The 25,631-nt window shown below is 67.7% G+C and carries 24 protein-coding genes and 2 pseudogenes; 16 read left to right on the forward strand and 10 right to left on the reverse strand.

Annotated elements, in window-relative coordinates; translation table 11 throughout:
- Positions 1 to 381 (reverse strand): hypothetical protein, encoded by a 381-nt coding sequence (locus tag RKD20_RS27385; RefSeq protein ID WP_424880015.1) that lies wholly within the window; start codon positions 379 to 381, stop codon positions 1 to 3.
- 249 nt (positions 382 to 630) lie between these two features.
- Here RKD20_RS27385 and RKD20_RS27390 point away from each other — a divergent pair, with 249 nt between their 5' ends.
- Complete coding sequence (locus tag RKD20_RS27390) at positions 631 to 1,191, forward strand: HAD domain-containing protein (RefSeq protein ID WP_424880016.1); 561 nt, start codon at positions 631 to 633, stop codon at positions 1,189 to 1,191.
- A 7-nt stretch (positions 1,192 to 1,198) separates the two neighbouring features.
- On the opposite strand, the gene RKD20_RS27395 is transcribed toward RKD20_RS27390, so the two are convergent.
- Entirely contained in the window at positions 1,199 to 1,615 is a 417-nt protein-coding gene (locus tag RKD20_RS27395; RefSeq protein ID WP_424880017.1) for an SsgA family sporulation/cell division regulator, read from the reverse strand.
- A gap of 212 nt (positions 1,616 to 1,827) precedes the next feature.
- Here RKD20_RS27395 and RKD20_RS27400 point away from each other — a divergent pair, with 212 nt between their 5' ends.
- On the forward strand, positions 1,828 to 3,429 hold the full coding sequence (locus tag RKD20_RS27400) for a sigma-70 family RNA polymerase sigma factor (RefSeq protein WP_424880018.1): 1,602 nt from the start codon (positions 1,828 to 1,830) through the stop codon (positions 3,427 to 3,429).
- Between the two features lie 40 nt (positions 3,430 to 3,469).
- Here the strand turns inward: RKD20_RS27400 and RKD20_RS27405 are convergent, their stop codons facing one another.
- The 4 genes from RKD20_RS27405 to RKD20_RS27420 form a co-directional block, all read right to left on the reverse strand.
- Complete coding sequence (locus RKD20_RS27405) at positions 3,470 to 3,772, reverse strand: zinc-ribbon domain-containing protein (RefSeq protein ID WP_424880019.1); 303 nt, start codon at positions 3,770 to 3,772, stop codon at positions 3,470 to 3,472.
- Between the two features lie 91 nt (positions 3,773 to 3,863).
- Positions 3,864 to 4,853 (reverse strand): BtrH N-terminal domain-containing protein, encoded by a 990-nt coding sequence (locus RKD20_RS27410; RefSeq protein WP_424880020.1) that lies wholly within the window; start codon positions 4,851 to 4,853, stop codon positions 3,864 to 3,866.
- A 35-nt stretch (positions 4,854 to 4,888) separates the two neighbouring features.
- Complete coding sequence (locus tag RKD20_RS27415; protein ID WP_424880021.1) at positions 4,889 to 5,092, reverse strand: DUF397 domain-containing protein; 204 nt, start codon at positions 5,090 to 5,092, stop codon at positions 4,889 to 4,891.
- A complete protein-coding gene (locus RKD20_RS27420) occupies positions 5,093 to 5,938 on the reverse strand; it encodes a helix-turn-helix domain-containing protein (protein ID WP_424880022.1) in 846 nt (281 codons plus the stop codon). It abuts the gene before it with no gap.
- A 219-nt stretch (positions 5,939 to 6,157) separates the two neighbouring features.
- Between RKD20_RS27420 and RKD20_RS27425 the strand changes: the two genes are divergently transcribed.
- The 9 genes from RKD20_RS27425 to RKD20_RS27465 all read left to right on the forward strand — a co-directional run bounded on the left by RKD20_RS27425 (position 6,158) and on the right by RKD20_RS27465 (position 18,254).
- A complete protein-coding gene (locus RKD20_RS27425) occupies positions 6,158 to 6,790 on the forward strand; it encodes an ATP-binding protein (RefSeq protein ID WP_424880023.1) in 633 nt (210 codons plus the stop codon).
- 252 nt (positions 6,791 to 7,042) lie between these two features.
- Complete coding sequence (locus tag RKD20_RS27430; RefSeq protein ID WP_424883335.1) at positions 7,043 to 7,435, forward strand: very short patch repair endonuclease; 393 nt, start codon at positions 7,043 to 7,045, stop codon at positions 7,433 to 7,435.
- 276 nt (positions 7,436 to 7,711) lie between these two features.
- On the forward strand, positions 7,712 to 10,273 hold the full coding sequence (locus tag RKD20_RS27435) for a Z1 domain-containing protein (RefSeq protein WP_424880024.1): 2,562 nt from the start codon (positions 7,712 to 7,714) through the stop codon (positions 10,271 to 10,273).
- Complete coding sequence (locus RKD20_RS27440; protein WP_424880025.1) at positions 10,270 to 11,295, forward strand: PD-(D/E)XK motif protein; 1,026 nt, start codon at positions 10,270 to 10,272, stop codon at positions 11,293 to 11,295. The genes RKD20_RS27435 and RKD20_RS27440 overlap by 4 nt, the downstream gene beginning before the upstream one ends.
- Complete coding sequence (locus RKD20_RS27445) at positions 11,292 to 13,265, forward strand: hypothetical protein (protein WP_424880026.1); 1,974 nt, start codon at positions 11,292 to 11,294, stop codon at positions 13,263 to 13,265. Before RKD20_RS27440 ends, RKD20_RS27445 begins: the two co-directional genes overlap by 4 nt.
- Positions 13,262 to 14,158 (forward strand): hypothetical protein, encoded by an 897-nt coding sequence (locus RKD20_RS27450; RefSeq protein WP_424880027.1) that lies wholly within the window; start codon positions 13,262 to 13,264, stop codon positions 14,156 to 14,158. The genes RKD20_RS27445 and RKD20_RS27450 overlap by 4 nt, the downstream gene beginning before the upstream one ends.
- Positions 14,155 to 15,984 carry a DUF6339 family protein gene (locus RKD20_RS27455; RefSeq protein WP_424880028.1) on the forward strand — a complete coding sequence of 610 codons (1,830 nt, stop codon included), beginning with the start codon at positions 14,155 to 14,157 and terminating at the stop codon, positions 15,982 to 15,984. Before RKD20_RS27450 ends, RKD20_RS27455 begins: the two co-directional genes overlap by 4 nt.
- Positions 15,985 to 15,993: 9 nt before the next feature.
- Positions 15,994 to 17,346 (forward strand): DNA cytosine methyltransferase, encoded by a 1,353-nt coding sequence (locus tag RKD20_RS27460; RefSeq protein ID WP_424880029.1) that lies wholly within the window; start codon positions 15,994 to 15,996, stop codon positions 17,344 to 17,346.
- A gap of 143 nt (positions 17,347 to 17,489) precedes the next feature.
- Entirely contained in the window at positions 17,490 to 18,254 is a 765-nt protein-coding gene (locus RKD20_RS27465; RefSeq protein ID WP_424883336.1) for an SDR family NAD(P)-dependent oxidoreductase, read from the forward strand.
- Positions 18,255 to 18,349: 95 nt separating this feature from the next.
- Here RKD20_RS27465 and RKD20_RS27470 read toward each other — a convergent pair whose 3' ends face one another.
- From RKD20_RS27470 to RKD20_RS27480, 3 genes are all read right to left on the reverse strand, one after another.
- Complete coding sequence (locus RKD20_RS27470) at positions 18,350 to 19,198, reverse strand: hypothetical protein (protein WP_424880030.1); 849 nt, start codon at positions 19,196 to 19,198, stop codon at positions 18,350 to 18,352.
- A gap of 196 nt (positions 19,199 to 19,394) precedes the next feature.
- Positions 19,395 to 20,405, reverse strand: a complete 1,011-nt coding sequence (locus RKD20_RS27475; RefSeq protein WP_424880031.1) for an SEC-C domain-containing protein — start codon at positions 20,403 to 20,405, stop codon at positions 19,395 to 19,397.
- Positions 20,406 to 20,505: 100 nt separating this feature from the next.
- The gene (locus tag RKD20_RS27480; protein WP_424880032.1) at positions 20,506 to 21,978 is read right to left on the reverse strand and encodes a beta-1,6-galactanase; all 1,473 of its coding nucleotides are present in this window, start codon (positions 21,976 to 21,978) and stop codon (positions 20,506 to 20,508) included.
- Positions 21,979 to 22,267: 289 nt separating this feature from the next.
- On the opposite strand from RKD20_RS27480, the gene RKD20_RS27485 reads away from it, so the two are divergent.
- Positions 22,268 to 23,062 (forward strand): class E sortase, encoded by a 795-nt coding sequence (locus RKD20_RS27485; RefSeq protein WP_424880033.1) that lies wholly within the window; start codon positions 22,268 to 22,270, stop codon positions 23,060 to 23,062.
- Positions 23,063 to 23,067: 5 nt separating this feature from the next.
- Here RKD20_RS27485 and RKD20_RS27490 read toward each other — a convergent pair.
- Positions 23,068 to 23,220, reverse strand: a pseudogene (locus RKD20_RS27490) (MFS transporter); the annotation flags it as partial.
- A 1-nt stretch (position 23,221) separates the two neighbouring features.
- On the opposite strand from RKD20_RS27490, the pseudogene RKD20_RS27495 reads away from it, so the two are divergent.
- The 4 genes and pseudogenes from RKD20_RS27495 to RKD20_RS27510 all read left to right on the forward strand — a co-directional run.
- Positions 23,222 to 23,407, forward strand: a pseudogene (locus RKD20_RS27495) (winged helix-turn-helix transcriptional regulator); the annotation flags it as partial.
- Between the two features lie 35 nt (positions 23,408 to 23,442).
- Complete coding sequence (locus RKD20_RS27500) at positions 23,443 to 23,754, forward strand: DUF6412 domain-containing protein (RefSeq protein ID WP_424880034.1); 312 nt, start codon at positions 23,443 to 23,445, stop codon at positions 23,752 to 23,754.
- 87 nt (positions 23,755 to 23,841) lie between these two features.
- Positions 23,842 to 24,555, forward strand: a complete 714-nt coding sequence (locus RKD20_RS27505) for a YidC/Oxa1 family membrane protein insertase (RefSeq protein WP_424880035.1) — start codon at positions 23,842 to 23,844, stop codon at positions 24,553 to 24,555.
- Positions 24,556 to 24,681: 126 nt separating this feature from the next.
- Positions 24,682 to 25,539: a fumarylacetoacetate hydrolase family protein gene (locus RKD20_RS27510; protein WP_020121134.1), complete on the forward strand. Its 858-nt coding sequence runs from the start codon at positions 24,682 to 24,684 to the stop codon at positions 25,537 to 25,539.
- Positions 25,540 to 25,631: the final 92 nt, after the last annotated feature.

Here is a 25,631-nt window from a genome sequence, read left to right on the forward strand (position 1 = left end):
TCACCCGGCCCCGCCCTCGCGCGCCTCCGCGCGCAGCCGCAGTTCCGACACGTAGGCGGAGGAGACGGCACAGCCGACGGAGGCGAGGGCGAGGCCCACGGCGGCCGGATTGACGTACGCGGGGACCGCCTCGGCGCTGTAGCTGCCGCCGCCCGTCGTCTCGCAGTCGAAGGAGAGAGGGAGGTAGCCGACCGAGTAGTCGATGACCTGGGCGGCCTGCTCGTTCCCACGGCACGGGGGCAGCGGCGCGGAGCCCGTGCCGCCGTCCTCGGCCTCCAGGACCGCGCCGACGAGATGCAGCAGCCCCCACACGTAGACGGCGAGCGCCCCGGCGCCCGCAAGCGTGGCGGTACCGCGCAGACTCGGAATCAACGACGACATCCCGGCCCCCTCACTGCTCGTTTCCGCGTCCGCAGAGTTCAGCAGGAGGGGAGGCGTACGGCTGTGGCGGAGCCCACACTTCCGGCAACAGGGATGTCACAGACGGGACGTGGAAACGGCTGGCGCGAAGGGCACGGTTCGGGCGAGTCTTCCCTCAGGCAGGCAACCGAGGGGAGAAGGCGGCAAGGTGAAGTACGCACTCACTCGGACGGAACGGACGGAACGGGAACAACGCCGACGCGAGGAATCGTGAGCGGCGGCGGTGGCGGCGGCACGGGCCGCGCCCTGCTCTACCTCGACGTCGACGGGCCCCTCAACCCGTACGCCGCCCAGCCCGAGCGTCGGCCCGAGGGCTACACCACCCACCGCATGAAGCCCGACGGCTGGGTCGCCCAGTACCCGGGCCTGCCCCCGTCCGCCGTCAAACCGCTGCGGGTCTGGCTCAACCCCGACCACGGACCCGCGCTGCTGGCCCTGGCGGACCGCTACGACCTCGTCTGGGCGACCACGTGGCGCCAGGAGGCGAACACCTTCATCGCCCCCGTCCTCGGCCTCCCGGCCCTCCCCGTCGTGGACTGGCCCACGACCCTCACCCCCGGCCCGAACGGCACCTTCTGGAAGACCCGCCACCTCGTCACCCACGCCTGCGGCCGCCCCTTCGCCTGGCTCGACGACGAACTCGACGACAAGGACCGGCGGTTCGTGGCCGCACACCACGACGGCCCGGCCCTGCTGCACCGGGTCGACCCCCGACTCGGCCTGCGCGAAGCGGACTTCGCCGAACTCGCCGCCTTCGCCCGGGGCCTGTGAGGGTGTCTCACACCTCGTCGAGCAGTGACGCGAGGCCGTGGTCGAGGTCCGGGCCCAGGTCCTCGGCGCCGGGTCCGACGACGTCGTAGGAGCGCAGCAGGAAGCGGCGGAGGCCGGCCGTACCGAAGCGGATCACGGCGAGGCCCAGCGGTGAGCGGAACTCGATGACGGTCCGGGCCCATCCGTACGGCCGTATGCGTACGTCCCCCTCCCCGGCCGGTGTCCCGAGTCCCTCCTCCAGCAGCGCCCGTCCGAACATCCACGTCAGGCCCTCGCCGTCGGCCGAGACCTGTGCGGGGAAGTCGATGTGCACGGCGAACGGCTCGGCGGAGCTGTAGCGCAGCGTGGGGCGCACCGGGAGTTCCGGGTGGCCGGGGGTGATCAGGCGGGCGCGGACGGTCTGTCTCAGGGTGGTGGGGCGCATGAGCGGCGGTCTCCGTCTCGGATGTGCGGTGAGGGTGTGAGGGCGTGAGGGTCAATTGCCTTGTCGAGCCCCAGAAGTACCGATCGATTACGCGGGGCCGGAGTTCGTTCGTGTGATCTGAATCACGGCCGGAACTGAATCGTTGAAAGTTTTGTCATCTACGCTGACAAACCCTTCCGCGCCCCGACCGCCGGGAACTGGAGCGTTCCTGCATGACCGACCGACCGGCCCGAGTGCCCGCCCGGACGTCCCCCTCCACGACCGCCGAGACCGCCGTGACCGCCGCGTACGTGCGGATCTACGAGCAGGAGCAGCCGCGCCTCGTCGCGTATGCCCGCTCGCTCACCCGTAACACCTGGGCGGCCGAAGACCTCGTCGCGGAGGCGCACTTCCGGGTGTGGCGGCGACTGTCCGCGGGGCACGAGATCGACAACGTCCCGGCGTACCTCATGACGACCGTCCGGCACCTCGCGTCCTCCGTCGCGAGCGCCAGGCACGAGACCCCGCGCGACCCGCAGGTCCCGCAGGTCCCTGAGCAGGCGTCGGCCGGACATGCGGCGGACCCGGCCGAACAGGTCTCCGCCACCGACCTGTTGGTGCGTGTCCTCGGCGAACTCCCCGAACGCTGGGTGCGGGCCCTGTGGCTCGCCGACGCCGAGGGTCAGCCGCTGGAGACGGTCGGCCGGCAGATCGGCGCCAAGCAGGGCGCCACGGCCGTACTGCTGCACCGCGCCCGCGAAGGCATGCGCCAGGCGTTCCTGCGCTCGCAGACCGAGGCCCCCGACGATCCCGCGTGCGAGGTCCACTGGGTCCGGATGCCGGCCTACGTCCGCGGCAACGCGACCCCGCGCCAGTCCGAGCGCCTCCTCGCCCACGTCGACACCTGTGACGGGTGCCGCGGACGCCTCGCCGTCCTGATCCGCGCCAACAACCGGCTGCCCGCGCTCGTCGGCCCCGCGCTGCTGGTCTTCGTGGTGGGTGGCGGCACGGGGAAGTTCCTGGCGTCGCTGATGGCGGGTTCGGCGGGGGCCGGTGGTTCTGCTTCCGTGACCGGGCCGGGTCTTCTTCGTACGGCCCGTGCTGCGGGCCCGAGGACCAAGGCCGCCCTCGCCTCCGGTACGGCGGTCGCGGCTGCCGTCGCGGTCGTACTGACCCTCGGCCTGAACGGGTCCCCGGCGACGGTGACTTCGCCGGGGCGGGGGCCGGTGGCGCAGGAGCCGGTGGCGCAGGAGCCGGTGACGCAGGGTCCGGTGGTGCGGGATCCGGCTGCTGGGCCGTCCGCGGGGGCGGTCGTCTCCGGGGACGCCGGGTACGGTTCGGGTGGTTCTGAAGGTGGGAGTGCCATTGGCGGTCCCGGGACGCCGGAGCCGGAGCAGCCTGCGCGGAGAACGCCGGAGGTGCCGAACCCCGGGCCCAGCCCTGCGGAGCCCTCACCGGGGGTTGAGCCGCCGCAGTCGCCGCAGTCGCCGCAGCCGCCCGTGAAGCCGACGCCGGTTCCGCCGAAGAAACAGCAGCCCAAGCCCAAGCCCAAGCCTAGGAAGCCGAAGCCCGGCGCGCCGGGGGACGAGACGCCCGTACCGGAGCCCGGCACCCCGACGCCCGCTGATCCGCCGCCGGTCGAGGAGACGCCGGACCCACCGACGTACTCGGAACCCCCGACCGAGCCGGAGTCGCCGGAACCTCCGCCCACCACCGGCGACGACTGCGCACCCGGACACGGACGCGGACATGGACACGGACGCGGACACGGAGTTGAACCCGGCGAAGAGACAGCCGACGTGAGCCCCGCCGGTCAGGCGATCGGGGCCGCCTGAGGCTTCTACGGCGGGGTGGCCCGCAAGTCCGGCTGAGACCTCAGTGCTGGTGCGGCTGCTGCGGGGCCTGACCGCCGTACACCTGACCGCTCTGCCCGCCACCGGCGGCGGCCTGCGCCTCCAACTGCTCCGCCTCCTGCGCGCTCAGCTTGTTCTCCGCACCGCAGAAGGTGCACTGCGTCGCGTACTTGGTGGAGATCGGGAACAGCGGCACGAAGAACAGGGTGAACTTCGTGACGCGCTTGCGCAGGGTGTGCGCGGCCGGGTTCCCGCACCGCCCGCACACCAGGGTGAGTATCGCGAGCTGGTACAGGTATCCCTTGGTGCCAAAGAGGATGAGCATGGTGTCGTCGCCTTCCGGGTCGGTGCTTGAGAGGCAGTATCCCCGCAGCGGACGTCGAGGACAGGATGCTGCCGGGCGAACTCCTCTCGGTTCAGCTCTCCAGGCGGCTCAGCGCCTCCATGGCCTCGCGCTCGATGCGTGACAGTTCGAGGAGGGCGGTGCCCGCCTGCACGAGGAGCTGTTCGTCCCCCGACTCACCGGCCCCGGTGATCAGTGCGGCGACCTCGGTCCACAGGGCGGCGGCCTCGGCGTACAGCCGCTGCCCGGTGCGCAGATGATCACTGTCGACGAACTCGCCGGACTCCGAGAGGAAGTCACGGTAGAGGTTGCGGAACAGAGCACCGCCCGTACCGGCCTTCTCCATCAGCAGGGCGGCCTGCGGCAGATCCTTCTGAGGATCGTCGCTCCGCCGCAGCCAGGTGCGTACGAGCTTGCCGCTCTTCTCGATGCCACGGTGACCCAGGTTGGCGATGGGCGGGTTGAGGAAGGTGTGGGCGCAGCCGGTGATGGCGGAAACGACGCTCTGACGGGGAGGGGGCAGGTCCTGGGGAGCGGTGAGGGTGAACGACCGGTGCCTGGCGGTCATCGGCCCCCGCGCGGCCCTGGCCCGCGCGAGACTCTCCAGCCCGGTCGACACCGCTCCGCCCTGCTGCTCGGTGTCCACGAGGTGAGCGAGCCGGTCGTCGTAGCCGTACATCGCGACGACATGCCCACCGAAGTGCACCTTCGCCCCGAAGTAGTCCAGGTGATAGCTGTCGAGCTGCAACCCCACGGGCCGACCGCCATCAATGGCCTCCACCACGTTCGCCCACCCCTTGCGCGCCGAGCCGGTCTCCCGAACCACGAGCTCCAACCCGAGCGTGTCGGCCAGATTCCTGGTCAACTCGAACGGCTTGACCCGCCCCCCGAGGAAGGGGAAACCCATGCTCTTGCTGTCCCAGTAGATGAAGGACAGCCCGCGGCCCAGGCCGAAGAGCATGGGTTCGGAGAGGTCGATGCCTTGGTGGCGGAGGAGTACGCCGAGGGTGGTGGTTTCGCAGTGGTGCATACCTCGGGGGTCGATGCCGGTCACGGTGGTCACGCGGTGCGCTCCCGGGTTGGTTCGGAGTCGACCGTTCAATGCGGCAAGTCGAGGCTTGCCAGGAACTCAGCCCAGGATGGCGCTGACACGGTGAGGTGCCGATGCTCGGGGCGCTTCGAGTCCCGTATGAGTACACCGAACGGGACGGCCGCGGCTTCCAGGCACTCGGTTGCATTTCCGCCGCTGTACGACGACTTGAACCAGGCAGGCTCGAAGACGGTCTGAGGGTCGACAGACATTCACAGCTCCTTGCGGGCGCGACGGATCATGGCGGAGGAGGCCTCCATGTCCAACGCTTGTGCGCGGAGGTACTCGAACGCAAGTCTGTATCGATCCAGTTCCTCGTCCTTCTCCAGGAAGAGGGAGCCCGTGTGGAAGTCGACGTATACGACGTCCAGGCCTGGTTCGGCACCACCGACGACGACGAAGCTTCCCAGCGCCGCGGCATGGGCTCCCTTGGAGAAGGGCAGGACCTGGAGCGTGATGTGAGGTGACTCGTTCGCTTCGAGCAGCCGGTCCAGCTGTTCCCGCATGGTTGCCGGCGACCCGACGAGACGGCGGATCACGGACTCGTCGAGGATGGCCCACAAGCGGGGCGGCTTCGGACGGGAGAGGATGTCCTGCCGCTTCATGCGGATGTCGACCAGCCGCTCGATCTCCGCTGCCTCCAAAGGTACTTCGTTGGCCTTCTGCAGGGCGGTGCTGTAGGCGCGGGTCTGGAGAAGGCCGGGGACGTACACGCACGCGAAGTGACTCTCGTGCACGGCTTCGTCTTCCAGGGTGAGCAGCAGGTTCATGCTCTCCGGGATGGAGTCGGCGAAGGAGCTCCACCAGCCTTGCTGCTTCGCGTCCTTGGCGAGCCTGACAATCGCCGTACGCTCGGCGTCGGTTGCTCCGTACTCGCGGCAAAGCGCGTCGACGACTAGCCACTTGACCGGCCCGGCCTGGGTTTCGTACCTGCTCACCGTCGCCTTGGAGACCCCGACGAGTTTTCCGGCCTCCTCAAGTGTCAGTCCCTTGCTGCCTCGCAACTTGCGCATCATTGCGCCTAGTTGACGACGCCGGGTCGTGGTCCGTTCGGGCATGCGGCTCCTCCGCCAAGTACCGGGTCGTCAGGCCCGGAGATCCTCATCAGGCTAGGCAGGGAGGGGCCGGACCCACCATCAGATTCACTCGATGGATTCTCGTGAGAAGTTACACAGTGAGACTTCTCTATGCCATGCTCACTCACAGACCGCTACACAGTGCAGTCGTGTGAACACGGCAGGCGCAGCATCTGTGTGGCTTGGGAGGGAGGAGTAGCCATGCCCGGCTATGAGATGTCCGAGCCCCGACTCCGCTGTGTCCTGCCTTTCGAGGCGGTGCCGGCAGAGGTGCGCCTTCTCCGGAAGGCCGCGGCCAGGCAGCTGAGCCAGTGGGGTGTATCCACAGCGACGGACGAGACGGAGCTGCTGGTCACGGAGCTGGCGACGAACGTCTTCAAACATGTCGGCGAAGGGGTATCGGCGACGCTGGTCCTTGAATGGAGGGGAGAGCGGCTGAGGCTTGAGGTCCACGACAAGAGTCAGGTGATGCCGACACCCAAGTCGGCGGACTGTGACGAGGAGTGTGGCCGAGGGCTGCACCTGCTGGCGGCGCTGGCTGTGGACTGGGGAACTGTCCTGACGGCTGCGGGCAAGGCGGTCTGGTGTGAGGTCGCGATCACCTCGGGTCGTGCGTGCAGACGCATCGAGCGTGCCGTGGAGGCGCTTGAGAAGTATCAAGGGTGTACCAGTGCTATTGGCTCGCGGGGCAGGAGGTGGGAGGCGGTCCTGGAGGAGTCAGCGATCGAGCTGATCGCTGATCTCCTCCACTGGACCGCCGCCCGCGGCCAAGATCCGGACGACATGCTCGACCGTGCTCAGGTCCACTACGAGGCAGGAGGGGAGGCAGCCTGACGGGTCCCGCCATCACGGTTGCAAGGAGGCACTTCTTGAGTCCGGCATGGACGGCATGACAAGGGCCTCAACGAGCGGGCGCCGGCGACGGCCGCCATCCTGATCCGCTCCAGCCCGTCGAAGACGACGCACTCCGGCGCCGTGCCCTCTGGTGCTCCTGGAGAACATGAGGCAGGGGCTTGCGCGGAGGCGTGCGCGCGGGAGACTGGTCCCATGTACCCGACGGCATCGTCCCCAACCGTTTCAGCGCGTATGAGTCGGCAGGCGTCTCGTAACACTCAGCCGGAACTGACCGTACGGCGACTGCTGCATGCCGAGGGACTGCGGTACCGAGTGCACTATCCCGTCCCCGGCATGCCGCGGCGGAGCATGGATATCGCCTTCAGTAAATTGAGGATTGCGGTGTTTCTCGACGGTTGCTACTGGCATGGCTGCCCGGAGCACGCAACGCATCCTCGGGCCAACGCCGAATGGTGGCGCTCGAAGCTCGACCGGAACATTGCGCGCGACCGTGAGACGACCGACCATCTGATTGCTGCCGGTTGGACAGTACTGAGGTTCTGGGAGCATGAGTCGGCCGATGATGTCGCGCACCTGATCGAGGCCGCGGTGCGGTCTCGCAGATCGGCCTCGGACGACTCCTGACCCCGGGTGCCTGCGTCTGCGGCACGCCGGTACTGGTTGGCGCGAATCGCCGTCTCCGCGTGGGCTTCGTGAAACTCCGGGTCTCCGCACGGGATCGGGGCCACGATTCTGTGTATCAGGACGCGCCCTGCAGAATATCGTGTAGATGTTGTGTGCACGGGGGCGTGTCCCGGCGCATTTCAAGGTGTCTGTGTCGCGGAAGGGCTGATCGACGAGGCACAGCACCTCGCAGTCCGGTTGGCTCCAGCGAACAGAAACGGGGAACGGTCGACTCCCATGACCGATGAACTCGACGGAATGTACGACACGTTCAAGGCTCTGCTCGACTCGTTTCCTCCGGCGGAGGCGGTCAAGCGGCTGGAGCAGTTCGGCATCACTGCGGAGATCGTGGAGCAGATCCGCGAGCGGCACGAACAACAGACGATCCGCATCAAGGAGCTCGAGGAACCGCATGCGGTGATCCTGGGCAACCGCGACACCTGGTACACAGGACCGCAGGCCAAGGACAAGTGCTGGCCGGCGATCGCCGACCTGCTGCACAAGGACGGCTGGCCCCAGGACCCCGCGATCAAGAGCCTCGACGAATCCTCGACGCGTGTCGTCTCCCTGTTGAACCACCCGAAGGAGAAGTCGTTCTCCACGCGGGGACTCGTGGTCGGCTACGTGCAGTCCGGCAAGACCACCAACTTCACAACCGTCATGGCGAAGGCCGCTGACCGCGGCTACAAGCTCTTCATCGTTCTGGCCGGCATCCACAACGGACTGCGCCGGCAAACCCAGGCCCGGCTCGTGCAACAGCTCGTGGAGCCGAACCCCTCGATGTGGTCGCAGTTGACCGGGCTGGAGACGGACTTCACTCCGCAGGAGAACCCGGCCTCGTATTTCGGCAAGAGCAACAAGACCCACGTGCTGTGCGTGGTGAAGAAGAACGCGACGGTCCTGCGCAAGCTCGCCAAGTGGCTCGAGAAGGCATCGACCTACCTCGAGGACTGTCCTGCGCTGATCATCGACGACGAGGCCGACCAGGCCACCGTGGCGACCGCGTCGATCAATCCGCTGATCCTGAGCATCATGAGTCACCTGCCCAAGTCGGCCTACGTCGGTTACACGGCGTCCCCGTTCGCGAACCTGCTGATCGACCCCAGTGCCGAGGACCTGTATCCCAAGGACTTCGTCGTCAACCTGCCCCAGCCTGCTGGGCACTTCGGCACCGAAGTTCTTTTCGGCCGGTACGCCCTTGACGGTGAGGACCCGGAGCACGTCGACGACGGGTACGACATGATCCGCTCGGTGCCGAAGGACGACGTTCCCGCTGTGCGCCCCAAGACCAGGGCTGACGTCGAGGGCTTCGAGCCGCACATCACCGACACCCTGCGACGCGCCATAGAGTACTTCTGGCTGGTCACCGCGGCCCGGCTCGTGCGCGGCACCGGCAATCCGCACAACACGATGCTGATCCATACCAGTGTCAACACAGCGGTCCACAACAGCTTCAGGAGGCCCCTGGAGTTTCTGCGGAAGCGCGCCGCGCAGTCGTTGGCGAGCCCCGACTATCTCTCGGGGCTGCGTGCCTTGTGGGACATGGAGACCGCGCGCGTCCCGGCGCAGGACTTCGGCGAGACGAAGGTGCCGTTCGAGGAATTGTTGCCGCAGCTTTCCGGGGTGCTCGACAGTTGTCGCATCATCATGGACAACTCCAGCAGTGAGGACCGTCTCGACTACGAGAACGGCCCCGTCGTCGCGATTGCGGTGGGCGGCAACACCCTTTCGCGGGGACTCACCCTTGAAGGACTGTCCGTCAGCTACTTCGTCCGCTCCGTCTCGGCGTACGACACCTTGCTCCAGATGGGGCGCTGGTTCGGTTTCCGCAACGGGTACGCGGACCTGCCGAGGACTTGGATGACCGACGAGCTCGCGGAGTGGTTTCGGCATCTGGCCACGGTCGAGACCGAGATGCGCCGCGACATCGACATCTACATGACCGAGGACGAGAACCCGCAGACCTTCGCCGTGCGTCTGCGCACGCATCCCTCGCTGCGTGTGACGGCGGCAGCCAAGATGCGCGATGCCGTCGTGGCAGCTTCCTCGTACGGCGGTCAGCGGGTCCAGACCCACTACTTCCACACGAACGCCGAGTGGCTGCGAGGGAATATCGCCGCCGCACGCACTTTGGTCGACGCCGCGGCCTCGAACGCACGCCGTGTGGAGCAGCGGGCGGCGGATGGACGGTTCGTGTTCCGAGACGTGCCGCACGACTTCGTGCTCGACTTCCTGTCGAACTACAAGTTCCACAAGAAGTCCCCGGAGAACGACGCCAAGCTGATCGGCAACTACATCCGGAAACGGGTCACCGCGGGCTCTCTGCGCCGTTGGAATGTCGCCATTGTGGGCAACCCTGCAGGGAAGGGCGAGGACTTCACCTTCGCGCGCCATGTGACCGTCGGGCGGAACACTCGTGCCCGTCTTGCCCTGGAAAACCCCGACCCGGACTTCGCGGACATCAAGACCCTGATGAGCCGCAGGGACGCGGCGGTCGACCTCACAGGGGACATCGGGAAGCTCACCGAGAAGGAGATTGCGGAGGAGCGGCGAAAGCAGCTCCCCGACACCGGTCTGCTGGTTCTGTACCCCATCGACAAGCTGTCTCGGCCGAGTCCGTCGAAGACGCTTCGTGCGCCGCTTGACGCCGAGGAGCACGTGATCGGCGTCGGCCTGGTCTTCCCCAAGCCGCAGAACGCCGACAGCACCGTGAAGAGTTACATCTCAGCGGACTTGTCCAATGTGAACATCGAGATCGAGGAGGAGGACTACAGCCTCGTCGACGGTGAGGACGCATGAACCAGGACGAGTTCCGTGGCCTCGTGGAGCAGCACTGGGCCGCGCTGGAAGCCGAACAGACCACGGGGGAGCGTCGACTGCGGGTGGCGGAACTGTCCGTTGACACCGGCAACGGCCCGCTGGCGGTGGCCGTCGACCACGATGGGCACCGTCATCTCCTGGTGCCGATCCACACGCACATAAAGGTTCGCACCGGTCTGGACGGGCCGGTGCTCCGGCTGCGCAAGCGTCCCTTGGAGGATGCGGAGAGCTACCAGACCTACGCGGATCTGGGCTGCCTGCGCGACGATCTCAACGACCTGTTCACCGAGCTCTGCGTGGACGTGTTGGAGGAGACCGTCGAGTTGCCGGACAATCCCGTCAAGGCGTTGTACCGGGTGCTCGACCGCTGGAAGTCGCTCTTCCGGACGCAGGGGCCGCCGTTGGGGCCGGAGGAACTTGCCGGACTGTTCGGCGAGTTGACCGTGCTGAACCGTCTCCTGGCAAAGGATCCGAGTGCGCATCGGATCTGGCACGGGCCCGAGAGGTACCGCCACGACTTCTCGGCTGGGTTCAACGCCGTCGAGGTGAAGGCGAGTTCGAGCAGCGAGGGCCGGAGACCGCGGATCCACGGGCTCGACCAACTAGAAGCGCCCGACGGTGGAACGCTCTGCCTGGCCTGGTTCCGGTTGCACCGCACTACGACGAGTGGAGTGGGCACGCGGTTCGTGGAGTCGGTGGACGAAGCCCTTCGGTTGTGCGACGACGAAGGAGCCCTTCTCGAACTTCTCGCGAAGGCCGGTTACCGGCTCGCCGACGCCGACCTCTATGCGGACGTGCGTTTCGCGATAGGTGAAGAGCGGTGGTACCGAGTCGACGCGGACTTTCCGGGACTGACCGGCGAAGCGCTCACCACGGCCGGCGTGCCGGTGTCCGTACTGGACGTCGAGTACACCATCGACCTGTCCGGTGAGGTTCCCGCACCGATGGAGCCCGAGCAGGTGTCCCAGATGATCGAGAACCTGGTCCAGGAGCCCATGTGACCGAGCCTCGTTGGTTCTCCCAGCCCTATCCGCCGGAAGGCGCCAGCGCCGCCGAAGGCATCCGCAACCAGCTCGGACGGCCGGAGCTCGATCTGCTCACCATTCTGGTGCGCGAGTCCGCGCAGAACAGCTGGGATGCCCGGATCGAGGACTTGCCCGATCCGGTCGACTTCCGCATCGACATGTGGACGGTCGGTCCGGCGCACGCAGGCGCCTGGCGAGAGCTTCTCCTCGACGGCGCGCCCATGAGCGCGGAGCATTTCCCGTTGCGGGAGACCCTCAAGCGTCGTCCCGCCCGAGTGCTCGCCGTCTCCGACCGCGGCACCCGAGGACTCGGCGGTCCCACGCGCGCCGACGATGCCGTCGGCCCGGAGCGCGACTTCGTCTCCTTCATCCGCAACATTGGGGAGCCACGCGACACCGCCCTCGGAGGCGGCACGTACGGGTTCGGCAAGGGCATCTTCTACTTGCTGTCGGGATCCGGAACGGTTCTCGTCCACTCCCGATGCCGTGTGCCCCAGGGTGGCTACGAGACGCGGCTGATCGGCTGCACCCTGTGGAAGAGCTATGTGGCCCAGGAAGGCGATTCGGAGCGTCGATACACAGGCCGCCACTGGTGGGGCGACATGTCAGGAGACGTCGTCGAACCGCTGGTCGGCCCGGCGGCGGAGGCGGTGGCCCAACAGTTGGGGCTTCGAGGGTTCGGCCCGCAGGAGACCGGGACGACCATCGTCGTCATCGACCCCAACCTGGACGAACTCGAACCGACCGAAGCAGCCGACTACTTGGCCGAGACTGTCGCCTGGCACCTCTGGCCAAAGATGATCTCCGCGGACGGCAAGGACCCGGACATGCGCTTCACCGTCACCTGCGACGGCCTTGAACACCGTGTGCCTGATCCCCGGGACACCCGTCCGCTGAACATGTTCGTCGACGCGTACGAGACCATGACGGGGTCGGGCGGCAGAGAGCTGGCGTGCCTCAAGCCGAAGCAGCATCTTGGGCGACTCGGGTTGGTGAAGCGGATCATGCCGCCCCTGGAGCCCACGCGCGCCTCGCGCATGCTCGACATCGAGGACCTTGTGCATCACGTTTGCCTGATGCGGCCCGCGGAACTCGTCGTCACTTATCATCCGGGGCCGAAGCCGCCGAGTGTGAACCAGGGCTATGCCGGGGTCTTCCGCGCGGACGAGGCCATGGACGATGTGTACGCGAAGGCCGAGCCGCCCACTCACGATGCCTGGCACCCCCAATCGCTGGACCGGCCCGAGAGCACCTTCGTGAGGACGACGTTCCAGCGCATTGTCGAGGCGCTGAGCGACCTGCTCTCCCTGAACGGGACTGCCCGCTCCGGTGCGAGCAGTGTTGCGTTGGGTGCGGCCAGTTCATTCTTTTCCGGTCTCGTGGGCGGGGCCTGGGGCATTGGTGGGGCCACGGCATATTCCAAGCCGGACAGCACCTCCACGCGTGCAGCGAAGCAGGAGGAACGCTCACGCCGGCCGGGCGGTCGCCCCACCACGAAGGGTGCGTCGTCCGGCCGTGAAGACGGATACTCCGCCGGCAGTCCAGCCGATTCCAGTGCTCAACGGGCGTCGTACGGACCGGCGAACGGTGAGCCGGGCACCGTACGACAGCGACCGCGGGTGCAGTACGTGGGGGAGCCTTACTACGAAGATCACGGCGAAGACGAATTGCTTGTCCAGGACTTCCGCCTGCCCGTGGACGGCCCGCAGAGGGTTCGCATCGACCTTGCCGTCACGCTCCCCGGAACCGGCGGGCGTGAGACTGATCCGCCGATCGGGGCGAGCATGCCGGTCCTGGTCGGGTGGGAGGACGGCGACGGCCGTTTGCACACCATCGACGCGTGTGTCATCGAGGGTGGCGAGACCATATGGCGTGCGCTCGTACGCCCGGCCCCGGACACCATGACCGAGATCGGCATCAAGGTCGAGGCGGTGAAGGAGTCATGACCCGCCGCGTTCGCCCGTACCGCGTTCCCTCCGAGGACGTCGTCACTGCCGAGCCGTGGCTGTTGGTGACCGAGGACGGCGAAGTCCCGATGCCGGAGGCACTGCCGGACTGGGACTACCAGATGGACCTGCACCTGCGCAGGACCGTCAGCGTCGATCTCGATCGGGCGCGTTCCGAGTCCGGCCTTTCGGCCGATGCGGCGCTGACTCTCGCCGTGGTGTGGACGGCCACCGGATCCAATCTCAGCGGCCCGGCGGAACACGCGCGACTGGCAGACGACGGCACGATCATCGCGGAGTTCGACATCGTCCTGTGCGGCGCGGACCTCGGCGGCCTGCTCGCGCTCGACACCGCTCTGGTCCTGGCCGAACGCCGTCCTGACGGCCGTCCCTCCTCGCCTCGTCGTGCCGGCTCGGTGCTGTGGAGCGACCGGGAGGAACTGCGTCTGCAGGGCGACGCACCGCAGTTCCCCATGGCGGTGATCGATTTCTCGCTGACGTCATTCCCCGACGAGGCCGCTTGGCACCTACAGATCAGCGGTGGCCTGGAAAACGCAACCATGGGCTCGTTGCTTCTGCTCGTCAACGAGCGAAACACCGTCACCGCCACTGCGTTCGAGAACGCAGGCAAGCCACGTCCGATCGACCGGGTCGTTCTCTCCGCGGTGTACGCGGACGCCGCACGCATCATGATTGAGCACGCCTTGGCCAACGACGACTTCAGCGAGGACGGCGATTTCCCGGAGGGTTCGCTCGGCGCGACCATGATGAGTCTCTTCGACCGGCTCTTCCCGGATCAGATGATCACCGACATTCGTCTGCGTCAACGCCAGTCGCCTGCTCTGTTCGCCTCGGATCTGCAGGCAGCAGTCAAGATCTTTGAGGGGTCATGATGGGCTTCCTTTACCCCCGGTTGCTCGCGGAACAGGCCAAACCACTCTTCGAGGAGTACCGACACCTCCCGATCGCCGAACTGGCCGGTCGTGTCGGCTTCTCGCACGCGTCGGCCGTGTACGTGGCCACCGGCGGAGACAGGATTTCCGCCGCCCGGCTCCGCGAGCTGCGCGCAGGGGTCGTCGATCTTGCCAAGAACGCGGGCTTCCCGGACAGTTCCGACCGCGCACGCAACGCCGAATTCGACCTTCGACTCGCCGCTTTGCTGCACGCCGAGATGGGAGTGGTGCCCGCCGAGGCTGCCTCTCGGGACGTCTGGGCGTTCCTTGCCCTCGTCGTTCTCCCGGATGTGGCGTTCTGGCGTTATCCCGAGCCGCCGAGGGACCGTGTCCTCGGCACCGACCTCACTCGCCATGTCTTCGGTCGCCTGTGGTGGCGCGCTCAGCTCGTACGAGCGTTCGACGATCCGGAGCCGTACGGCGCGCTCAAGATCCTCGGGGAGGCGGCGTTCGACCAGATCTACGCCCGACGTGCCGCGCTCGGCGGCAGTCCGCACATGGTTCGCGCGATTCTCCGTGTTTGGAAGGACCTCGATCTCCAGGGGCTGAACGAGCGCGAGACGCTTCGCGACTTCCTGAAGAGGTTGCTCAGGCTCGCCCCGTTCGTGCTCTTCGACGGCATAGAGGAGAGGGCTCTGGAGGACGAGTTGCGGGCGGTGGCTCAGGAATCCGTCGATGCGCAGCGCCCTGAGTCCTCGTTCGCTGAGGGGGATGCTCCCCAGAGCGCCGTGACGGTCAATACCGCGCATATCGCCACCTCGCAGGAGACGCCCTTTGAACCTGTGCAGCCCATTCTGGTGGAACCGGCCGACGCCCGTCGGTTCCGTTTCGTCGAGGTATGTGCTGGGTGCGGCGCACAGGCACTAGGCCTGGAGCGGGCCGGGTTTGATCCCGTGGTGCTTATCGACAGCAAGGCCGATGCCTGTTTCACGATCGGACGGAACAGACCTGAATGGGACACCATTTGCATTGACCTCGTGCAGTTCCCCCTCGACGAGCGCCCGGACATCAAAGGTGTCGACCTCCTCAGCGGCGGCCTTCCACGGGTCAGGTCCATGGCGACCGCCGGGCGCGACGAGGACACTGAAGAGCGCAGAGTTCTGCGAGCCGCGGTCGAGATGGTCTGCTCGGTGGAGCCGAAGGCCGTGCTTCTGGAGAACGTCCCGGATTTGGCAGAAAGTCCGGAGTTCGCGGTCGATCGTGAATGGATGGAAGTTCAACTCGGAGAAGCCGGTTACCGTACGACGTGGAAGATCCTCAACGCCGCCGACTTCGGGGTGCCGCAGAACCGCAGGAGCAGCTTCCTTGTCGCTCTGAAGGAGCCGTACTTTTCACGGTTCTCCTGGCCCGAACCGGACAGTGGGACCGCCCCAACCGTTGGCCAGGTGCTCGGCCCGTCCATGTCCTCGCGGGGCTGGCCTGGGGCGGAGGAGTGGGCCAAGAACGCCGACCGCATCGCACCCGCACTGGTCGGCGGCTCCGACCGGAGAGGCGGCGCCGACCTGGGCCCCACGGGCAGTAAGAAGGCGTGGGCCACGCTCGGCGTGAATGGCAACAGCCTGGGCGACGAGCCTCCGGGCGTGGATTTCCTCCCAGGCGAGATGCCCAGACTGACTGTAGAGCAGGCCGCGCAGATCCAATCGATCCCCGAGGAGTGGACCTTCGCCGGGGGGAAGACGTCCCGTTACCGGCAGATCGGCCATGCCATGCCCCCGCCCCTTGCCGCTGCGGTCGGACGCGCCATCGCCGCAGCCCTACGAAGCTAAGATCAGCCCATGCACGCGTCCTCCTCCAGCAACCCCAAGATGATCACCGTACTCGACCTCTTCTCAGGTTGCGGCGGCTTCACGCAGGGATTTCACGAGTTCCGGCCCGAAGGGGTGGAGGGCGGCGGGCCGGTTTTCCAGAGCATCGCGGCGGTCGAGCACAACGCCGCCGCGGCTGCCACGTACGCGGTCAACTTCGGCAGTGGTCGGCTCGACAAGCGGCTTCCTGCCGCCCGCATTTACTTCGGCGACATTGAGAAGTGGGAGCCGACCGAGGACGACCTGCATGCGGACGTGGTGGTCGGCGGGCCTCCCTGCCAGGGATTCTCCGCCCTGAACCGGAACAAGAAGGGCACGGAACGCAACCGCCTGTGGGAGGAATATGTTCGCATCGTCGCGAAAGTTCGCCCAAAGATCTTCGTGATCGAGAACGTCGACCGCTTCCTCAAGTCGGATGAGTTCTTCAACCTGCTGAGCGAGGTCGAGGTGGGCGGCAAGCTGGCCGAGTACCGACTCGTCGATCCTCCGGGACACATTCCTGCCGACACGGAGGAGCAGAAGATCAAGCGCTACCTCCTCAACGCGGCAGACTACGGCGCGGTCCAAGCGCGCCGGCGCACCATCGTCATCGGTGTACGCAAGGACGTCGACAACGGTCACGCGATGTCATACCCGACTCTGACCCGCAGGCGTCGCCCGAGGAGCGGACTGGATTTCGCTGCGCAGACGCTCGACGGCGTCGACGGGGAACCCCGCTATTGGAAAGCCGTCGACGGAATCTTCGAGGAGTCCGCGAAACTCCCGCTCTCGGGGACCGAACTCCCGAGCGGGGACGAGTACATCGAAGACATCGGCTTGGAGGTACCCGGCGTCTTCACAACTGACGACCTCCACTTCAGACGTCAACCGAAGCCACTCTCGGTGGCGCGCTACCTTGCCATCCCTCCGGGCGGGAATCGGAAGGATCTGGAGGGCAAGTGGTTTAGGGTGGGCGACGACGGCGTCTTCGAGTTCTACACCGAACCCAGGCCTGTGGGCGTGAAGACCGACGTTGAGTACCTCTCGACCAAGAGTTGGGACAGTCACACCACCGGTACTGGCGACGTCATGGGTCGGCTCCGCCTGGGCGAACCGTCCGTCACCATCCGCACCGAGTTCTTCAAACCGGAAAAGGGCCGGTACCTTCACCCCACGGAACCTCGCCCGATTACCCACTACGAGGCTGCGCGAATCCAGGGATTCCCTCGTGAATTCCGCTGGTGCGGTTCGAAGACCGAGATCGCCAAGCAGATCGGCAATGCGGTTCCTATCCCTCTGGGTACGGCCGTCGCTTCGGCTATTTACGACTGCCTTCGGCGTTAGGGGAAACAGGCTTTTCGGGTGCCCTCTGCTTTGAGATTGGGCAAGCGGACCCGGTGGCGGTGTGCAGGGCGCGTTTGCAGGCTTGGACAGTGGCGATCATGTTCGTGACTGGCCAACAACTCGCCACGGTTATGTTGTCCACCATGACTCAGATCTCCGTAAGTGATCAGCACCCCCAGCGCATGGTCGGCAAGGTTGTAGTCGTTACTGGCGCAGCCCGGGGGCAAGGAGCGGCCGAGGCTGGTCTGTTGGAGCAGGCCGGGGCCACGGTGGTGGGTGCTGATGTGCGGCCGGAGGGCAGTGAGTGCCGGCGGCTTGATGTCGGTAGTGAGGCCGACTGGGCTGAGTTCGCCGCTGAGCTCAAGGAGGCGTACGGCCAGGTGCACGGGCTGGTCAACAACGCCGGGATCATTCAGCGGGATCGGATCGGCAGTGTTCGGGCCGAGGACTTCGCGCGGGTGCAGGCCGTGAATACCGTTGGGCCGTTGCTGGGGATTCAGTACCTCGCCCCGCTCATGCCGCCCGGTTCGTCCATCGTGAACGTCGGGTCGTCGGCCGCGCTCACCGGGTACTACCCCGTCGCCTACACCGCCAGCAAGTGGGCTCTGCGCGGGGTGTCCAAGGTTGCCGCCATGGAGTTGGGGCCTCGGGGGATTCGGGTCAATACCGTGCACCCCGGGTACATCGAGACCGAGATGACGGCCGGGGCCACAGACGCTTTCCGGGACGCGACCATCGGGGAGACGCCGTTGGGGCGGAGCGGAACCGTTGATGACATCGCTCCGCTTGTGGTGTTTCTGCTGAGCGACGAGACCTCGTTCATCACCGGTGCGGAGATTCCCGTGGACGGGGGGCTTACCGCGCACGGTGGGGTCAAGTCCATCTCGGACGCGATGAGAGCCGATTGATCAGCGGCTCTTCACCCCGTGTGTCCTCTTGCCGGGGCGCCGTGATGCGTGGCGCCCCGGCACCGGAGTGTTGGCGCGCGGTCCTGTCGGACTGGTTACCTGACGTCGACGAAGTCGCCGGGCGCCGTCGCTGCGGCGGTGGTGGCGGTGCCGGCGAAGACGTAGCGGTAGAAACCGTCGACCGTGGCCGTGGTGGTGGTCTTCAGGACGCCGGTGCTGTTCGTCTTCACCGTCTTGAGCGTGGTGTAGGTGTTGCTGCCCTTCTTGCGGAACTGGAGCTTCGCGGGCTGGGACACGTAGCCCGCGAACTTGCCCGTCTGCCAGTTCGCGCGGGCGAGCTTGCCCGTGACCGTGATGGTCTTGCCCTTCTTGACCGGCTCGGGCGTGGCGTTGGCGGTCAGCGTGGCGGCCTTCTTGATCGAGGCGGTGGCTACGTCGTCGTTGTAGCTGGCGTTCGCGTACAGGTCCCAGCCGCCCAGGAACAGCTTCCAGGTCCCGGCCACGCCGTTGTCCTTCATGTCGGTGGCGGGGTGGATGTTGAAGACGGCCTTGCAGGTGTACGTGCCCTGGGTCGCCGTCTCCGTGCAGTCGGGGTCGTCGTCCGTCCCCAGGCCGCCGGTGATGCCCTCGGTGGTCGAACTGTCGGTGCCCTGCCACAGGAAGGCCTCGGTGACGGCGACGCCGCTCTCGTCCTTGGCGGTGTAGGTGACGGTGACGGTCTTCGTGCCGGTGGTGCCGAGGACGATGTCCTTGCCCCCGTTGATGACGGCGTTGGAGAACTTCATGTTTCCCAACGAGTCTCTCGGCTGAACGGACCGCGAGGTGAAGGAGCTGAGCTTCGCCTCCGCACCCGTCCGTACCGCCGCCTGGGCGGTCACCGGAAGAGCGAGCGCGGACAGAACGGCGGCACCGGAAACGACGGCGGCCGCAACGCGTATACGCATGAATCCCCCACGGGAAATTGAGAGGCCCGCCCAAGTCCCCTCTTGGTCAGGCCTGTTGATCTCCGCATCTTAGGGACATGCTTCACAGTCAGTGAAGATCCTTTGGGTAAATAGTGCGTCTTTTCCGGCACTTGAGGGAAAGGGAGAGGGCCGGGGAACACATCCCCGGCCCCAGCCCACCAGTGTCACTCCCGTGTCACTCCCCGTGGCACTCCCCATACCCCCGCCCCGACCCGCACCAGCAAACCGCCCCCCGCTGCGGCGGCCACTCCACCGCGCGGCCCCGGGCCGCCAGGGTCGTCGCGTACTGGGGGAGCAGGGAGACCTCTGCCGGGGACGTGCCCTCCGAGGCTGCGAAGGCCTCGTACGACGGGACCGTGCCCGACACGATGCCCAGGTTCGGGGTGCCGGAGGCGGCGAGCTCGCGCAGGGACGCCTCTATCGTCGCCAGGTGCTCCTCGTGGGAGGGGTACTCCGAGGAGAGGGAGGGGTATCCGGCCACCAGTTCCGCCAGCTCCCCCGCGGACCAGTGCAGGACCGCCACCGGGAAGGGGCGGGACAACGCCGCCCGGAACGTGCCGAGTTCGGCGCGCAGGCGGGAGATCTCCGCCTCCAGCTCCGCCGGGTTCTCCGAGCCGAGCGACCAGACGCGCTTCGGGTCGTGCAGTTCGTCCAGGGAGACCGGGGAGGAGTGGAGGGTGTCCGCCAGGACGTCCCAGTCGTCGTGGGCCAGGCCCAGCATGCGGCGGACGCGGTGGCGGCCGAACAGCAGGGGATGGGTGGAGTACGGGGGTTCCGCCACGTCCGTCAGGAGGACCCGGGCGCCTGCCGTGAACGTCTCCTGCGCCTGCTCCAGCTCGTCGTGGGACTCCAGGGCCTCCGCGACGATCACCCAGGGGGCCGGGTCCCGGGGGGCCGCCCCGCGGACGCCCTCGATGATCGCGCGGGCCTCGGCCTCGTGGCCGTACTCCCAGAGGTTCGCGGCCTTCAGGGCACGGACGAGAAACGGGTTCTCCAAACCGTCCTGCGCGGCCAGCAGGCGGTCGTAGAGGGAGGACGCGGCGGGGCGGTCGCCGGCCAGTTCCAGATGGGCCGCTGCCTGCAGGAGCAGGGCTTCGGCGTCCTCGGGATACCGGTCGGCGGTCCGCTCCAGGCGCGCCGCTTCGGCGTTGTGGTCGACGTTCTCGGCAGGCGTGTCGGGGCGCATGGGTGACACCGTACTGCCGATCAGTGGCAAAGAAGAGGGAGGTGCAGGCCAGGGCCCGGTTAACAGGAGAAGAGGTCGGGGTCCGGCCCGCACCCCCGCCTCAGATCGTCACGCCGTCGATCTGCAGCGTCTGCACCGCCTTCGCGGCGAACGGCACCGCCACCGACTTTCCGCTCAGGAAGGTGTTGGAGTACGACGCGTACTTGTCGCCGCCCGTCGTCACCGTGCTCCAGCGCGGGACCAGGCCGCCGGAGCCGCCCGTCACCGTCGTGAAGCGGGACAGGTCGAAGGTCAGGGTCTGGGCCGAGGTGGAGGTGTTCAGGGCCACGATGACCAGGCGCCTGGCCGAGGAGTCGTAGGCCGCGACCGCGTTGCTCACGCCCGTGTCGATGATCTTCATGCCGGGGCGGATGTGACGGCTGAACTGGGCGAGCACGTAGTACTTCGTCTCGATCGCGCCGGCCTGAAGGGTACCGGCGTCGTACTTGATCACTCCCCAGCCCGCCGTCGGGTCCATGACCTGCCAGTAGACCCAGGCCGTGGGGTGCAGCCAGCGGAAGTCGTAGAGGAGGTTGAAGGCCGTGGTGTAACCGGTGCCGTCGCCGTCGCCGGTCTCGGAGTTCCACAGCTTCTTGCCGGCCGTCGTGACGACGTCCGTGTACAACAGGTCCCTACGGCCGTTCGAGCCCTGGTAGCCGTGCACGTTGACCTGGTTGACGTACCCCTTCGTCGTCGAGCTGAAGGAGTTCCAGGTGGTGCGGGCGAGGTCGTAGCTGGTCTCGTCCGAGGCCGAGATCTTCACGCCGGTCAGGCCGCGGTTGTTCAACTCGCTGCGCAGATACGGCAGTACGGCCGACTGGACCGACGCGTCCATGTGGCAGCCCTCCTGCGTGCCGGTCGCCGTCCACCAGGACGAGGAGGGCTCGTTGAAGGCGTCGACCGTCGAGAAGTTCACACCCCAGTTGTTCTTGGCGTACAGGGCGGTCGCGGCGAGGTGGGAGGCGTGCTGGCGGTAGTTCCAGGTCTGGAGGTTGTTGCCGCCGCCGGAGGCGCCCGACGGGTTGTGGTTGCTGCACATCCACCACATCGGGGAGTTGGCGAAGAGCTCCGAGGTCGCGCCCCTGGACGTGGCCTTCTGCAGCATCGCCCGCTGGTTGGCGTCCGCCGTCCAGTGCCAGGCGCTCGACGTCGGGTCCTCGTTGTTCCAGTCCTGCCAGTAGCCCTCGATCTGCTTGAAGGCGGGGATGTTGGCGGAGGCGACCATCGACTCGCCGTTCACGGTGTTCCAGCTGCTCGCGCCCAGGTTGTAGCGGGCGATGTTCAGGCCGAGGCCGGGGAGCGAAGTGCCGTTGTAGGACGTCGACTTGGTGGTGAAGAAGATGTCGGCGAAGTCGTCCCGGGCGCCGAACACGTTGGCCCACCAGGCCAGGGAGGTGCCCCAGCCCTCCCAGGTGCCGTACGAGGTCCCCGGGCTCACCGCGATCGTGGCGTCCGCACGGGCGGTACCGGTGGCCAGCGCGCTGCCGAGGAGGGTGCCTCCTGCGGCTGTCAGCAGCGTTCTGCGTCGGATCATGGCTACTCCGAACTCCGATGGATCGACGCGCGCCTTCTGGCCGGCGTCGTTGCCTGCCCCGTTCATGCAGACGAAGCATCGGGTGTGGCCAGTGGGCTTGTCGAGAGGTGTGACAGCAAGTTTTGACAGCCCTTCCTAAAACCAGTGGAGGAAGTGGGTATACCGGACGCGTCTGTCCCTGCACCGCCGTCCCGTAGACCGCCCCTCAGGTTTACGAGGCCCCCGGCACTGGTGACTTGGAGGTCTCGCCCTTATCGTGCGGGCGGCCCCGTCCGAGGAGGCGTGACCCATGCGGCAGCGCATCATGCACCACGGAGCCCGGCGTCGGCGCGAGCGTCGCCGGCGTGCGGTGTGGACCGGCGGCGAACTGCTCGTCACCGTGGGCGTCGTCCTGCTGCTGCTCGTCGTGCACCAGCTGTGGTGGACCAACCGGGAGGCCCGGGAGGGCGCTCAGCGCGGGGTCGAGGCGCTGGAGCGGGAGTGGGGACGGGGCGGGGGGACCGATGCCGGTACGGCCGCCGAATCCGGGGCCGGGGCCGGGTCCCCGTCCTCTGATACGGCGGCCCCGGGCTCCCGGGCCGGGCGGCCGCTCCGCGACGGCGCCCCGGACCACTCCGCCGTCACGCCCGACCTGTCCCGGACGTACGCCGTCCTCAGCATCCCCCGGCTCCACCTCCGCGTCCCCGTCGCCGAGGGCGTCGGCAAGGGGAGCGTCCTCAACAAGGGGTACGTCGGCCACTACCCCGGCACCGGGCAGCCGGGCGGTGCCGGGAACTTCGCGCTCGCCGGGCACCGCAACACCCACGGCGAGCCCTTCCGGTACGTCAACCGGCTCGCGCCCGGGGACACCGTCCAGGTGGAGACGCGGAGCGCGCTCTACACGTACGCCGTGGACAAAACCCTGCGCCAGACCTCGGCCCGCGACTCGGGAGTGATCGGCCCGATCCCCCGCTCGACGGTCCATCCCGCCCACGGCTACACCGAGCCCGGTCACTACATCACCCTCACCACCTGCACTCCGGAGTACACGTCCCGGTACCGGCTGGTGGTGTGGGGCAAGCTCGTCTCGACGCGCCCGCGTTGACGGCGTCACTGCTCCCGCAGTCCCACCACGCTCGCGGCCGCCACCAGCGCCAGTCCCGCCGACACCAGCATCGCGATGTCCGCGCCGTGGGCGAGGCCGCCGCCGGTGGAGGTGGCGAGCGCGATCGTCAGGGCGACTCCGGCGCAGGAGCCCATGTAACACGCCGAGTGCGGCACCGAACTCGGCTCCTACGGCGAATGCCCCGCCTGCGGGATCGTCGTACCGGTCGAGGAGGTGCTGATGGTGCCGGGCCCCGGACTCGACCCCGACCCGGCGAATCCGGTCAGCCGGGCGCTGCTCCGGCCGAAGAGGCTCCTGCAGCCGATCGCGGTCGATCAGGTATAACCGGGGGAGGACTCGCAGCGAGAGGGGAGGTGGCCATGACGCGCAACTGGACGACACCGCGCCCCGCCGCCGTGCTGCTGCTCCTCGTCCTCGACCTCGTCCTGCTCGACACAGGCAGCCTCTCCGCCGCCGTCGCGCTCGCCGCCACCGCGGCGGCCGGCTCCGCGCTCGCCGCCTGCTCGCTGATCGCCTCGCGCTGCGCGCCCTCCGTGCCGCCCACCCGGGTCCGCACCGCCATCCGCGACCGCGCTCGCCGTACGGCCTTCCTCTCGCAACGCGACCCCGACGCCAAGGGCCGCCCCCGCCCCCGAGCGCCCGGTCGCGCCCTCCCGGCGACCGCCGCGTAGGGGCTCACTCCTTCAGGGGCACCCCGCGCGGGTCGTCATGCCGCCTTCCTCACTTCCGGCACGACGAGACCCCCGGAGGGCTCACCCATGTCCGTCTTCGCTGATCTGGTCCAACACCTCGCCGACCTGCTGCACCCCCTGTTCGGCGCCACCGCGGCCGCCGCCGCGATCGTCCTGTTCACCGCCTTCGTACGACTGCTCGTGCACCCCCTGTCCCGCGCCGCCGCCCGCGGCCAGAAGGCCCGAACCAAGCTCCAGCCGAAGATCGCCGAGCTGCGGAAGCAGCACAAGGACCAGCCCGACAAGCTCCAGAAGGCGGTGCTGGCCCTGCACGCCGAGGAGAAGGTCTCACCGCTGTCCGGCTGTCTGCCCGGGCTGTTCCAGCTCCCCGCGTTCTTCCTGCTCTACCACCTCTTCTCCAACACGACGATCGGCGGCAAGGCGAACGAACTGCTCGGCCACGAGCTGTTCGCCGCACCGCTCGGCGGCCGCTGGGCGGACGCGCTCGGTCATGGCGGGGTGTTCGGGGGAGAGGGCCTCGTGTACGTCTGCCTCTTCGCGTTCGTGGTCGTGGTGGCGACGTTCAACTACCGCCGCACGAAGCGGATGATGGCCACGAACCCGGTCATGCCGGTGACGGACGGGCAGCCGGTGCCCGGGGCGGGCGCGATGACCAGGCTCATGCCCTTCATGTCCTTCTTCACGCTCTTCACCGTGGCGGTGGTGCCCCTGGCCGCCGCGCTGTACGTGGTGACCAGTTCGACGTGGGCCGCGGTCGAGAGGGCTGCCCTCTACCACTGACCGGCGTGGTGACGGTCCAGTACGTGAACCGGGTATTGCGGACCGGACGCTCAGCTTGGAGGATCGACCAGTCATCCGATGGCTGCACCCGTCGGGGGCGCCCCGCGATCGAGGGAGATTGTGATCATGAAGTTGCTGCGAGTCGGTACGGCGGGAACGGAGACGCCCGCGCTGCTCGACGCCGACGGGGTCCTGCGGGACCTGTCGGGAGTCGTGGACGACATCGACGGGACGCTGCTCGCCGACGACGCGGCACTCGGCCGGGTCCGCGCGGCCGCGGAGGCCGGGGACCTGCCGGCGCTGGACGCCACGGGCCTGCGGGTCGGGCCGCCGCTCGGGCGGATCGGGAAGATCGTCTGCATCGGCCTGAACTACCACGACCACGCGCGCGAGACGGGGGCCGAGCCGCCCGCCGAGCCGGTGATCTTCTTCAAGGCCGCGGACACCGTGGTGGGACCGTACGACACGGTCCTGGTCCCCCGTGGGTCGGTGAAGACCGACTGGGAGGTCGAGCTGGCGGTCGTGATCGGGCGTACGGCCCGGTACCTGTCGTCCCCCGAGGAGGGGCTCGCCCATGTCGCCGGATACGCGGTGGCGCACGACGTGTCCGAGCGGGAGTTCCAGATCGAGCGCGGCGGGACCTGGGACAAGGGCAAGAACTGCGAGACCTTCAATCCCCTGGGACCGTGGCTGGTGACCGCGGACGAGGTTCCGGACCCGCAGAGCCTGTCCCTGAAGCTGTGGGTCAACGGCGAGCCGAAGCAGAACGGCACGACCGCCGAGCAGATCTTCCCCGTCGGTGAAGTGGTGCGGTACGTCAGCCAGTTCATGACGCTGTACCCCGGCGACGTGATCAACACGGGCACGCCCGCCGGGGTCGCGATGGGGGAGCCCGAGCCCAAGCCGTATCTGCGGGCGGGGGATGTGGTGGAGCTGGAGATCTCGGGGCTCGGGCGGCAGAGGCAGGAGTTCAAGGACGCGTAGACGCTCCGCTGGGTGAGCCGGGGATGCACGTTGCCTTGCGACTGCGGGCCGTCTTCGGCTGGTCGCGCACCCCGCGCCCCTGGTGGCTCATC

The organism is Streptomyces sp. SLBN-8D4 (assembly GCF_049739545.1).
GTDB classification, from domain to species: domain Bacteria; phylum Actinomycetota; class Actinomycetes; order Streptomycetales; family Streptomycetaceae; genus Streptomyces; species Streptomyces canus_C.